This is a genomic window from Stenotrophomonas terrae (genome assembly GCF_001431465.1).
GTDB classification, from domain to species: domain Bacteria; phylum Pseudomonadota; class Gammaproteobacteria; order Xanthomonadales; family Xanthomonadaceae; genus Stenotrophomonas; species Stenotrophomonas terrae.
Genome location: NZ_LDJJ01000056.1, coordinates 1 through 12,572, shown reverse-complemented (window position 1 = coordinate 12,572; position 12,572 = coordinate 1). Strand labels below are relative to the sequence as shown.

The window sequence follows — 12,572 nt, the reverse complement described above, 5'->3', positions numbered from 1 at the left end:
CACAGTTTATCGGCAGGCAAATGCTGAAGCCCTCACGCACGGTGCGACCGTTTGCCGCACACCCCATTCACGGTAGTGCCGAGCCATGCTCGGCAAGGGGCTTCCCCGGCACCACATCAGCACCCACGAATTGTGGGAGCGGCGTTAGCCGCGAAGCTGGATTCAATGAAGCTACAAAAATTCCTGTGCGCCGATGCACCATCAGCTTCGCGGCTTACACCGCTCCCACAAGATCGGTGAAGATTTATCGGTAACGCCCCAGCGGAGCATGGCTCCGCTCTACCGATGATCTGCCGCGTTTAAACCGTAATCGTCTGCGTCAACGATTCCCAGGTCGGCGGCACTGGCCAATCGGCTTGCTGGTTGCCATCCAGCACGCGGCGCAGGTCGCGTTTGTCGATCTGCGGGGCAAGCACGTGCACCAATTCCAAGGCGTAGTCACGCAATACACGATCACGTGGCAATACCGCCCAGGCAATGCACTCGGGGATCGATGCCGGCGCCGGCCAGGCGCGCAGGTCGGTGTCGTTGGCGCTCACCGCCATTTCCGCCAGCAGGCCCACACCCAGGCCCGTGCGTACATAGGTCTTGATCAGATCCGCATCCAATGCGGTCAAGGTCAGGTCCGGCTCCAGATCCAGCGCGGCAAAGGCGCGGCGCAGCGAGGAACTGGTGCGGGTGGAGGATTCGTAGCTGATCAGCGGGTGGCTGGCCAATGCGGCCATGTCCGGCGCCGTATTGGCGCGATCCAGTGGATGCCCCTTGGGCACCAGCACCAGCCGGCGCCAGCGGTACAAAGGCACAGCGATACCGGTGCTGGGCTCGCCACCGGCAGTACTGATGATGGCGATATCCGCATCACCCTGACTCAACAAATCCAGCGCGTCACTTTCAGCGGCTTGTTGCAGATGCACGCTGACCTGCGGATAGGCCAGTTTGATCCGCGCCACGGCCGGCGGCAGCACGAAGCGCGCCTGCGTGTGGGTGGTGGTCAGAATCAGCTGGCCATGGCTTTCGCGGCGCTGGTTGGCCGCGTAGGTGCGGATGTTGTTGGCCTCGGCCAGTACCGAGCGCGCACGGCTGATGACTTCCTCACCTGCCGGCGTCACCGATTCCAGGCTGCGCCCTTTTCGCACGAACAATAAGAACCCCAACTCGTCTTCAAGCTGTTTGAGCTGTTTCGACAACCCCGGCTGGGTGGCATGCACCCGTGTCGCGGCGAGCGTGATGTTCAGCTCGGCATCGGCAATAGCAACGAGGTAACGCAGTTGGGTAAGTGTCATCGCAGTGGTAAGCAGAGATCTTCAGTAAGGAACTGTGAAGAATGTAGGCCAAAACGCTCCCGATACTTATAACCTAAAGTTATCTGATAGGGGCCGCTTTTCATTTCCGGGCCTGCAGGGCCGGCGCTACGGTCATCGTCCTTACTACGACAGCCTCCGCCATCGCCTTGGACAGCCCCTTGTTCCCTCTGTTTGCCGACCTCAAAGGTCGGGCCGTGCTGGTCGTCGGTGGGGGCGCGGTGGCCGAACGCAAAACCGAGGCGCTGCTGCGTGCCGGTGCCCTGCCCCGGGTTGGCGCCCCCGCCCTGAGCCCAGGCCTGCAACAGCTGGCCGACGCCGACCATATCCAATGGCTCAACGGCCAGTTTGATCCGGCATGGCTGGACCAGGCTGTGTGGTTGGTGATCGCCGCCACCGACGACAACGCCATCAACCGCAGCGTCGCCGAGGCCGCCGAGGCGAGGCGCCTGTTCGTCAACGTGGTGGACGATGCGGCGCTGTCCGGCTTCCATGTGCCGGCGGTGGTCGAACGTGGGCCGCTGCAGATCGCCATTTCCAGTGGCGGTGGTGCGCCGATGGTGGCCCGCCATGTGCGCCGGCAGATTGAAGAACTGTTCGACCAGGCCTGGGGCCAGCTGGCACAGCTGGTAAGCCGCAAGCGCGGACTGATACGCGAGCGCTTTCCCGAACTGGCGGCACGCCGCCGCTTCTTCGACCGTCTGATCGAAGGCCCGCTGCTAGGACTGCTACGCGCACGCCAGTCGATCGCAGCCGAAACCCAGCTGCTGCTGGACATGGCCGCCGAAGCACCTGCGCATGCCGGTTCGGTGGTACTGGTAGGCGCCGGCTCCGGCGACCCGGGCCTGCTCACGCTCAACGCCTTGCGCGCACTCAACCAGGCCGATGTGATCCTGCATGACCGTCTGGTCAGCGCCGATGTATTGCAGCTTGCGCGCCGCGATGCGGACTTCATCGAAGTCGGCAAATCCGCGCAGGGCCACAGCACCGCGCAGGAACATATCCATGCGCTGATGCTTGAGCACGCGCGTGCGGGCAAGCGCGTGGTGCGGCTCAAGGGCGGCGATGCCTTCGTCTTCGGCCGCGGCGGCGAGGAACTGCAGTTCCTGCGCTCCCACGGCATCGCTTTTGAAGTGGTGCCCGGTATCACCGCGGCGCTGGCCTGCGCTGCCTATGCCGGCATTCCGCTGACCCACCGCGACCACGCCCAGCAGCTGCGCCTGGTCACCGCGCACTGCAAGGATTCGCTGGACACGCTGGATTGGCCGGCACTGGCACAGCCGCGGCAGACGCTGGTGTTCTACATGGGAGTGGCCGCGCTGGCGCAGATCCGCAGCCACCTGCTGGGCGCCGGGCTGGCCGCCAGCACGCCCTTCGCACTGATCGAAAACGGCTCACGCGCCAACCAGCGCGTGATCAGCGGGCAACTGCGGCAACTGCCCGATGCCGCCGCACAGCACCAGGTGCAGTCGCCGGCACTGCTGATCCTCGGCGACGTGGCGGCACTGGCCGACGAACTGCACTGGTTCGGCGCCGCACCGCTGCACGCAACGCCTACTGTTTCCTCACTTTCCGCAAAGACGGCACCGCCCACACTGGCCGACGCCGCCTGACCACCTTCCCGGAGATTTCAATGGCCCTGTACAACAGCATCCTGGACACCATCGGCAATACCCCGGTGGTCAAGCTCAACCGTCTGGCGCCGGCCGGCGTGGACATCTACGTCAAGGTCGAGTCGTTCAACCCGGCCGGCTCGGTCAAGGACCGGCTGGCCCTGGCCATCATCCTCGACGCCGAGAAAAAGGGCCTGATCAAGCCCGGCGATACCATCGTGGAAGCCACCTCCGGCAATACCGGCGTCGCCCTGGCGATGGTGGCCGCCGCGCGCGGCTACAAGTTCGTCGCAACCATGGTGGAAACCTTCTCCATCGAACGCCGCAAGCTGATGCGTGCCTATGGCGCCAAGGTGATCCTGACCCCGGCCGCCGAGCGCGGCACCGGCATGGTGCGCAAGGCCAAGGAACTGGCCCAGCAGCACGGCTGGTTCCTGGCCAGCCAGTTCGCCAACCCGGCCAACCCGGCCTATCACCGCCAGACCACCGCCGCCGAGATCCTGCGCGACTTCGCCGGCAAGCGCCTGGACTATTTTGTCAGCGGCTGGGGTACGGGTGGCACCCTGACCGGCGTCGGCGAGGTACTCAAGCTGGCCCGGCCTGACACCCGCATCATCGCCACCGAACCGGCTGGCGCCGCGCTGCTGGCCGGCAAGGATTTCAGCCCGCACAAGATCCAGGGCTGGACCCCGGATTTCATTCCGGAAGTGCTCAACCGCCAGGTCTACGACCAGCTGCTGTCCATCCAGGACGAACGCGCGATTGAAACCGCACGCCGGCTGGCCGCCGAGGAAGGTATCTTCGTCGGCATCTCCTCCGGCGCCACCGTCGCCAGCGCGCTGGATGTGGCTGCCAAGGCCGAGGCTGGCTCGGTGATCCTGGCGATGCTGCCCGACACCGGCGAGCGCTACTTCTCCACGCCGCTGTTCGCCGACGTCAACGATGGCTCGGACGACGACTGGTTGGCCGGCCTTCCGTAACCTTCGTTACTTAACCCGTCAGCAACGCGAAGGCCGCCGATGCGGCCTTTGTGCTTTTCTGTGCCTGTGAATCGCGCCAGGTGAGACGGCATGCGCGCACACTGCAGCTGTGCCCGGCGCGGCGGTAGCCGTCACATTTTTCTCATGTATCGCAACGGAAGATCACGTCCATGAACATTGAAGTTTGGCAGGGCGATATCACCGAACTGGCGGTTGACGTCATCGTCAACGCAGCCAATGAAACCCTGCTCGGCGGCGGCGGTGTGGACGGCGCCATCCACCGCGCTGCCGGCCCCGGCCTGTTGCGCGAATGCGAGCAGCTACCGGAGCTGCGCCCCGGCGTACGCTGCCCCACTGGCGAAGTGCGTGCCACCGGCGGCCATGATCTGCCGGCGCGGCATGTCTTCCACACCGTCGGCCCGGTCTGGCGCGATGGCCGCCACGATGAAGCCGCACTCCTGGCCAATTGCTATTGGCAATCGCTGCGCCTGGCCGAGCAGATGGGCCTGGAATCGATTGCGTTCCCGGCAATCAGTTGTGGCGTGTACGGCTACCCGCTGCATCAGGCGGCAGTGATTGCGGCGACAGAGACCATGACCTGGCAGAAGAGCCATGCGCGGCCTTCGCGGATTGTGCTGGTTGCTTACAACGCTGCGGCGTTCAAGATCTATCAGCAGGCCCTAGCTAACGCCGGCCCTGCGCCAGAGCAGGCGACACCGGTGCTGGCGTCATTTGGCGGCGGGTTTGCGGCTGCGCATTGAGGTTTTTGGCTGTTCTGGCCGAGCAAAAATCAAAACCTCCCCCTCCCCAACCCTCCCCTTCGCTGCGCGAAAGGGAGGGAGTGAGAGCGGCTACCCGCGATCGACCCGACCTGCATGAACAGCCCCCTCCCTTTGCCGCAGGCAAGGGGAGGGTTGGGGAGGGGTAGCTCTTCGCAGCAGCAAGCCCATCACCCCAGCTCACCCCCCACGCCATAAACCCAGGCAGCAAAGAACGCCTGCAGCGAGCGCCCTGCCGCCGCTTCCATTGCCTGCTGGAAGTCCGCTGTCACCACCGACTTTCCATCATTGGCCTGCGTGTACTGGCGCAGCCCGCGCCAGAACACCTCTTCGCCCAACTCCAGGCGCAGCCGGTGCAGCACATAGGCACCCTTCTTGTAGACCACCGCGCGATCATCGACACTGGGCTTGTTCCAGTCCGGGTACTGCAATGGCCTATCGGCTCCTTTCTCGCGCAACGCCCGCAAGCGCTGCTCCCAGCCCTGCACCATTTCTTGATAGGCCGCCTCGCCTTGGCTGTGCTGCAGCCATGCAGCCGTCATGAAGTTGGCGAAACCTTCATTGAGCCAGAAGTGTTCCCAACCGGCGCAGGTGACACGGTTACCCCACCATTGATGTGCAGCCTCGTGCGCGATCAAGCCGGTCTGGCTGGCATCGGCAAGCACCTGCTTTCCATAGGCCTCCGACATCAAGGACAGCCCCGCCATCTCCTGGCCGATGGTGCGTTCCACCAACGCCTGGCGATAGTCACCTTGATAGGCCAACCCGGCCCGTTCGGCGAAGAAGTCGAGCATCTCGCCGGTGGCGGCAAACAACTGGCTCAGCTCCGCCTCGGAACGGTCCAGCGCGTAGTAATGCAGCATGCCGGTGCCATGCGGCTGCTGCACATGCCGATAAGGCGCCGCTGCGAAGCCGTAGACATAGCCGGGCATGGGCGTGCGCAGCTGCCAGCGGTGTTCGATACGGCCATCGGGCAACTGCCGTGACGGCAAGGCATCACCGACGGCGGCTGTCCGCAGCCCCTGGGGCAGGCGCAGCGCCAACAGCAAGGTGGCGCGCTCGTCCGGCGCATTGATCGATGGCATCCACTGGTCGGTGGAAAAGACGGTGTAAACCTCGTTGCGCGCCGGCGCGAACTCCAGGCCGAAGCGCGGCTTGCCGTGGTAACGCAGCTGCACGCTGGCGTGCTCACCGGCAGCCAGGGGCTGCGCGAGGTCGACGGTCAGCTTTCCATCGGCCTGCTGAAAGCGCAGCGGCTCACCCGCGTGCGTGGCCGCGTCAATGACCAGCTCGCCGCTATCGAGAACCAGCTGGCTCAGCGGCGCCGTTGCATTGAAGCGCACCAGGGTTTCGCCGCGCAGCTGAGCGGCTGCGATATCCAGATCCAGAGTGGTTGCGTAGTGCTGTACATCAAAACCACGTGGTTCCGCAGCGAGAGCCGATACCGCCATCGTCGATGCAAACAGCCCAAGCGTGATACTGCGATGCATTTGCTCACTCCCAGACACAAAGGCCGATTGTAGGGGGAGTACCGGGGTTGGTTGTTGTGGGAGCGGTGTGAGCCGCGAAGCTGGTGGCAAACAAACCGCCAGCATGGCTGCAACTGCACAGCTGCTGCATTGCCAGCTTCGCGGCTGACGCCGCTCCCACAAAAAAAAAACAAAAACAAAAACAAAAACGCCGGCTGTTGGCCGGCGTTTCGTTCAACTCACGCGGGGTGGCTTATCAGCCTTCCCACTTGCCCTGTGCAGCCTGGCCGTTTTCCTTGGCACGCTCGAACACGGTCTTCTGTGCGGCAGCGTAGTTGCCCTTCATGTCCTTGGCCCACAGCTTCAGTGCAGCCTGCTGCATGGCGCGGCCGTAGGAGAAGCTCAGCGGCCACGGCAGGTTGCCCATCTGGTTCATGGCGTTGAGGTGAGCGGTGGACTGCTCATCGCTCTGGCCGCCGGACAGGAACACCACGCCCGGCATGATCGCCGGCACGGTCGACTTCAGGCACATCACGGTGGACTCGGCCACTTCCTCGACATCCACCTGCTCGTCGCAGGTCTTGCCCGGGATGACCATCGAGGCCTTCAGGATGGTGCCTTCCAGCACCACGTTCTGCTGGTACAGCGCATCAAACAGCGAGCGCAGGGTGGCTTCGGTAACTTCGTAGCAGGTCTCGATGTCGTGGTCGCCGTCCATGATCACTTCCGGCTCGACCATCGGCACCAGGCCGCATTCCTGGCACAGCGCGGCATAGCGGGCCAGCGCATGGGCGTTGGACTCGATGCAGGTACCCGACGGCATGTTGTCGCCGATGTTGATCACCGCACGCCACTTGGCGAAACGCGCACCCAGCTTGTAGTACTCCTGCAGGCGCTCGCGCAGGCCGTCCAGGCCTTCGGTCACCAGCTCACCGGGGCAGCCGGCCAACGGGTGTGCACCCTTGTCGACCTTGATGCCCGGGATCATGCCGTTGTCGGCCATGTACTTGGCGAACGGCACGCCGTCCTTGGTCGACTGGCGGATGGTTTCGTCGTACAGGATCGCGCCGGAGATGTGCTCGTTCAGACGCGGCGTGGTCAGCAGCAGTTCGCGGTAGGCACGACGGTTTTCTTCCGTGTTCTCGATGCCGACGCTTGCGAAGCGCTTGGCGATCGTACCGGTGGATTCGTCAATGGCGATGATGCCCTTACCCGGGGCGACCATGGCCTGTGCGGTTTCAGCCAGCAGTTCGATGCTCATGAGGTTCCTGTGACAGCGTGCGGGAAAACCCGGATTATAGCCCGGCACGCTCACCGGCTGGCTGCCCGCAAGGTCTGGAACCGGTTTCAGGCTGTCATGTCAGGACAAAGCCTGTCCGCTCCGATCAGTTCATGACCGGAGCGCTGGCTTGCCGCTGGCGCTGCTTAGAGGTCGCCCAGACCGCTGGCGCGGCCGTCGTTGCCCACTTCCAGCAGACGCAGGGTATTGGTGGCGCCATGGGTTTCCATGTGCTCACCGCTGGTGAACACCACGCGGTCACCGGCTTCCAGCAGATTGGACTCGACCAGCAGACGGATGCTGCCACGCGCCGCTTCACGCGGGGTGAAGCCGCGGCTGTCGAAGTTGATCGGGAACACATCACGCATCAACGCCATCTGCCGGCGCGCGCCGTCATGACGGGTGACCGCGTAGATCGGCGACTTGGCACGGAAGCGCGACAGGTAACGGGCGGTACCACCGGACTCGGTCATCGCCACGATGGCGCGCACACCCACGTGCTGGGCCAGGAACATGGTGGCCATGGCGATAGCCTGGTCAGCACGCTCCAGATTACGCGGCGAGGCGTTGAAATCAGTCTCGGTCTGGAACTGGCGTTCGGCACCCAGACAGATGCGGGCCATCGCCTCGACCGCCTTGACCGGATACATGCCGGCAGCGGTTTCCGCCGACAGCATCACCGCATCGGTACCGTCGATGACCGAGTTGGCCACGTCCAGCACTTCGGCGCGGGTCGGGATCGGGCTTTCGACCATGGATTGCAGCATCTGCGTGGCGGTGATCACCACCTTGTTCTGCGCCAGCGAGGCCTTGATGATCTTCTTCTGCAGGCCCGGCAGTTCGGCATCGCCGATTTCCACGCCCAGGTCGCCACGCGCCACCATCACCACATCGCTGGCGTCGACGATCTCTTCCAGGTTCTCGATGGCTTCGGTGCGTTCGATCTTGGACACCAGCGCGGCGTAGCAACCGTGCGACTCGGCGATTTCGCGCGCGTCGTTCATGTCCTGCGCATTACGGCAGAACGAGACGGCAATGAAGTCGACGCCGATCTTGGCGACGATGCCGATCAGTTCCTTGTCGCGCTCGGTCAACGCGCCCAGCGACAGACCACCGCCCTGCTTGTTCAAACCCTTGCGGTCGGACAGCACGCCGTCGTTGAGCACGGTATTGATGATACGCTCGCCTTGCACTTCCACAACCTGCAGCTGCATCAGGCCGTCGTCGAGCAGCAACACATCACCCGGTGCCACGTCCTGCGGCAGGCCCAGGTAGCTCACGCCCACCTGGTTGGTGTCGCCAGCCGGCGCCGAGGTGCTGGCGATCAGGTCGAAACGATCACCGGCCTTGAGCTTGATCTTGCCTTCGGCAAAGCGCTCGATGCGGATCTTCGGGCCCGGCAGGTCAGCCAGAATGCCCACTTCCACACCGACACGCTGCGCGGCGGCACGTACGTCGGCGGCGCGCTTGGCCTGGCCGGACGGATCACCGTGGGAGAAGTTCAAACGCACAACATTGACGCCGGCGCGGAACAGATCGTCCAGCACGCCCGGCGCGTCAGTTGCCGGCCCGAGGGTGGCGAGGATCTTGGTGCGGCGCTGACGTTCAATCATTGTGCGTGGTCTCCCTAATAGACCGCCGAAAGTAGCATATCTATTGCATGACAACGATGTCGCATACGATTTCATACGACACTTTCTGCACTGTCCCAAAGACAGGCCAGACAGGCTGTCTGGACATACCGTACGGTATGACAACGCAAGACCTATAGCTGACTTGCATAGGTCAATAAGTAGACGAGATAGCTCAGCACAGCTGCGTTGCGATTGCGTGCCAGCTCAAGCGGAAGCCCATGCTGCTCCGCAACAAAGACAGGCGGCCAATGAGACACGCCCGGGACATCAGATGACAGGCATTACAAAAGCCACCGAGACCGGCGAGTTCATCGGCAAGTAAGGCGGATCGTCATTGCCCCGCAGGCGACGATGACGAATGGATTTCTCCGAAGGTCGTACCGTGTCGTGGCTCCGGTATCGGCAGCCACGACACCCAACAAAACTCGAATCAGCCGCGCAACACCACGGCCAATTCCTCCGGTGTCGCTGCCAGGGCACCCGCCCCGGCAGCCTGCAACTCTTCGCGGCCACCAAAGCCCCACAACACACCGACATTGCGCATGCCGTGGTGGCGGGCGCCTTCGATGTCCATGCGCCGGTCGCCGATCATCCAGCACGGCGCCGGTTGCAGCGACAAGCGCTGTAAGGCCTCGGCGATCAGTTCGGGCTTGTGGCTGCGCGATCCATCCGGTGTTGCGCCGATGATGTCCTCGAAGCATTCACCAAACGGCAGATGGGCAACGATGCGGCGCGCATGTGGCTCGTTCTTGGCGGTGACCACCGCCAGCCGATGACCGGCCGCGTGCAGACCCTGCACGACCTCGCCGATACCGGCATAGATCTCGTGCTCCTGCCAGCCCAGCACGTCGAAACGCTCACGGTACAGCTCCACCGCCTGCTCTACCCGCTGTGCGTCGCCGAATACCGGGGTGAAGCTGGTACGCAGCGCCGGGCCGATCCACTTGCGCAGCTCGGCATCGCCCGGCACTGGCTGATCCATCTTTTCCAACGCGTAGGCAACGCAGCGGGTGATGCCGACGGCCGAATCAATCAACGTGCCGTCGAGATCGAAGAAGAAGACATCGCAGCTCATGCAACGTCCTCACGATCCGTCGTGAGCGATGAGCTGTGCCCCGTGGTGGAGCGGAGCAAGCGCAACGTATGTTGAATACGTGAGCATTGCGAGCACCGCACGCGGGGCACAGGTCGAGCGCAACAGGTTCGTGAGGGCGTTCTCACTTGCCGCGAGCCTCCAGGGCAGCCACCGCCGGCAAGGTCTTGCCTTCCAGGAACTCCAGGAACGCGCCGCCGCCGGTGGAGATGTAGCTGACCTGCTTGGCGATGCCGTACTTGTCGACTGCCGCCAGGGTGTCGCCGCCACCGGCAATCGAGAACGCATCGGAACTGGCAATGGCCTTGGCCAGCGCTTCGGTGCCCTTGCCGAAGGCGTCGAACTCGAACACGCCGACCGGGCCGTTCCACACCACGGTGCCGGCCTTGGCGATCAGTTCGGCGTACTGCGCAGCGGTCTGCGGGCCAATATCGAGGATCATGTCGTCGGCAGTTACCGCGTCCACAGCCTTGACCGTGGCCGGTGCATCGGCAGCAAACGCCGGGGCTACGACGACATCGGTCGGCAGCGGGATTTCAGCACCGCGGGCCTTGGCATCGGCATCGATCTTGCGTGCGGTATCGAGCAGATCGTTCTCCACCAGCGACTTGCCCACGCCATGGCCTTCGGCAGCGATGAAGGTGTTGGCGATACCACCGCCGACGATCAGCTGGTCAACCTTGCTGACCAGGCTGGACAGCAGCTCCAGCTTGGTGGAGACCTTGGAACCGGCAACGATGGCCAGCAGCGGCCGGGCCGGGTTGGCCAGGGCCTTGTCCAGTGCGTCCAGCTCGGCCATCAGCAGCGGGCCACCGGCGGCGACCGGGGCAAAGCGGATCACGCCATGGGTGGAGGCCTGGGCGCGGTGCGCAGTGCCGAAGGCATCCATCACGAACACATCGCACAGCGCCGCATACTTCTTCGACAGCGCCTCGTCGTCCTTGCCCTCGCCCTCGTTCATGCGGCAGTTTTCCAGCAGCACGATCTGGCCCGGGGCCACATCCACGCCGTCCACCCAGTCCTTGACCAGCGGCACGTCCACGCCCAGCAGCTCGGACAGGCGCTTGGCCACCGGTGCCAGCGAATCAGCCTCGCTCCACACGCCTTCCTTGGGGCGGCCCAGGTGCGAGGTGACCAGCACGGCGGCACCGGCCTCCAGCGCCAGCTTCAGGGTCGGCAGCGACGCGGTGATGCGCTGCTCGGAGGTGATCTTGCCGCTCTCATCGATCGGCACGTTCAGATCCTGGCGGATCAGTACGCGCTTGCCGGAAAGGTCGAGGTCGGTCATGCGAACGATGGACATGGCAGGATCAGCTCCGCGAGTATGGGGAAACCGTAATTCTCGCCCGCCCTGCCTAACGGGGCAAACCCAAGGTGAAATGGATGTCGCCACGCCTGCCGCAACCCGAGCTCTCCAGCCCCCGCCTGCACCTGCGCGAAGTCCGTGCAGACGATGCCCCGGCACTGTTTGCCATCCACAGCGACCCACAGGTAATGCGCTACTGGAGCTACCCGGCCTGGACCGAATTGCAACAGGCCGAGCAGAAGATTGCCGATATCCAGCGCCAGCGTCGCGAGCTGGACATCCTGATCTGGGCCATTGCCGATGCCAGCACCGACCTGTTGATAGGCAGCGGAGTGCTGTTCGCCATCGACCTCCCACAGGGCCGCGCGGAAATTGGTTACAGCCTGCATCCCGACTGGCAGGGCCGCGGCCTGGCCAGCGAGGCCCTACGGCTGATCCTGGCTTACGCGTTCAACGAACTGGGTCTGCGCCGCATCGAAGCCGACATCGACCCACGCAACCAGCCCTCCCGTCGTCTGGTGGAAAGACAGGGTTTCCTCCACGAAGGCCTGTTTCGCGAACGCTGGAACGTAAACAACGAAATCTGCGACAGCGCCATGTACGGCCTGCTGAGCAAGGACTTCAAACCGTAGTGCCGAGCCATGCTCGGCAGAAGCATTACCAGCAAACCCAAGCGTGTAGGAGCGGCGTAAGCCGCGAAGCCGACAGTGCCCAAGCAGCCTGACCCCGTTGCAATTGCAGGCGTCTTGCCCGGTTTCTTCGCGCCAGCTTCGTGGCTGACGCCGCTCCTACATACGGTTTTTTTGGGCAAGCCCCTGCCGAGCATGGCTCGGCACTACATTGAGTCTGCTTGCTATCCGAATTGCTCGTTCAATCCGACTTCCCGAACGATGATCGGTAGCTGCGCAGGATTTTGATCCGCGCATTGACGAAAGCTGCATAGCATTTGAAGTAGGCGTTCTTCGCGCGCACCCGCGTTCGACGAAATCTGCGACAGCGCCATGTACGGACTGCTGAGCAAGGACTTCAAACCGTAGTGCCGAGCCATGCTCGGCAGAGGCACTACCAGAAAACCCGACCGGGTAGGGTCGGCGTGAACCGCGAAGCCGGAAGTGTAA

11 protein-coding genes are annotated in these 12,572 nt (G+C 63.7%); 4 read left to right on the top strand and 7 right to left on the bottom strand.

The annotated features are described in order from the left end of the window. Positions 1-299: 299 nt before the first annotated feature. Positions 300-1,283, bottom strand: a complete 984-nt coding sequence (locus tag ABB27_RS15655; protein WP_057629721.1) for a LysR family transcriptional regulator — start codon at positions 1,281-1,283, stop codon at positions 300-302. Positions 1,284-1,462: 179 nt separating this feature from the next. On the opposite strand from ABB27_RS15655, the gene cysG reads away from it, so the two are divergent. From cysG to ABB27_RS15640, 3 genes are all read left to right on the top strand, one after another. Next, positions 1,463-2,914, top strand: coding sequence for a siroheme synthase CysG (gene cysG / locus ABB27_RS15650; RefSeq protein ID WP_425477550.1), 1,452 nt, complete (start codon positions 1,463-1,465; stop codon positions 2,912-2,914). Positions 2,915-2,934: 20 nt separating this feature from the next. Next, positions 2,935-3,894, top strand: a complete 960-nt coding sequence (gene cysK, locus ABB27_RS15645) for a cysteine synthase A (RefSeq protein ID WP_057629719.1) — start codon at positions 2,935-2,937, stop codon at positions 3,892-3,894. A gap of 170 nt (positions 3,895-4,064) precedes the next feature. Further along, positions 4,065-4,655, top strand: coding sequence for an O-acetyl-ADP-ribose deacetylase (locus ABB27_RS15640; protein WP_057629718.1), 591 nt, complete (start codon positions 4,065-4,067; stop codon positions 4,653-4,655). A 188-nt stretch (positions 4,656-4,843) separates the two neighbouring features. On the opposite strand, the gene ABB27_RS15635 is transcribed toward ABB27_RS15640, so the two are convergent. The 5 genes from ABB27_RS15635 to ABB27_RS15615 form a co-directional block, all read right to left on the bottom strand. Further along, positions 4,844-6,163: a M1 family metallopeptidase gene (locus ABB27_RS15635; protein WP_244479253.1), complete on the bottom strand. Its 1,320-nt coding sequence runs from the start codon at positions 6,161-6,163 to the stop codon at positions 4,844-4,846. A 235-nt stretch (positions 6,164-6,398) separates the two neighbouring features. Beyond that, positions 6,399-7,403 (bottom strand): class I fructose-bisphosphate aldolase, encoded by a 1,005-nt coding sequence (locus tag ABB27_RS15630; RefSeq protein ID WP_057629716.1) that lies wholly within the window; start codon positions 7,401-7,403, stop codon positions 6,399-6,401. 164 nt (positions 7,404-7,567) lie between these two features. Beyond that, the gene (gene pyk / locus ABB27_RS15625; RefSeq protein ID WP_057629715.1) at positions 7,568-9,034 is read right to left on the bottom strand and encodes a pyruvate kinase; all 1,467 of its coding nucleotides are present in this window, start codon (positions 9,032-9,034) and stop codon (positions 7,568-7,570) included. 451 nt (positions 9,035-9,485) lie between these two features. After that, positions 9,486-10,130, bottom strand: a complete 645-nt coding sequence (locus ABB27_RS15620; RefSeq protein WP_057629714.1) for an HAD-IA family hydrolase — start codon at positions 10,128-10,130, stop codon at positions 9,486-9,488. A 142-nt stretch (positions 10,131-10,272) separates the two neighbouring features. Continuing rightward, positions 10,273-11,451 carry a phosphoglycerate kinase gene (locus tag ABB27_RS15615; RefSeq protein ID WP_057629713.1) on the bottom strand — a complete coding sequence of 393 codons (1,179 nt, stop codon included), beginning with the start codon at positions 11,449-11,451 and terminating at the stop codon, positions 10,273-10,275. Between the two features lie 80 nt (positions 11,452-11,531). Between ABB27_RS15615 and ABB27_RS15610 the strand changes: the two genes are divergently transcribed. After that, on the top strand, positions 11,532-12,086 hold the full coding sequence (locus tag ABB27_RS15610; RefSeq protein ID WP_057629712.1) for a GNAT family N-acetyltransferase: 555 nt from the start codon (positions 11,532-11,534) through the stop codon (positions 12,084-12,086). Between the two features lie 221 nt (positions 12,087-12,307). On the opposite strand, the gene ABB27_RS20230 is transcribed toward ABB27_RS15610, so the two are convergent. Continuing rightward, positions 12,308-12,572: hypothetical protein (locus ABB27_RS20230; protein ID WP_211263721.1), on the bottom strand; the 265-nt coding region annotated here is incomplete at its 5' end.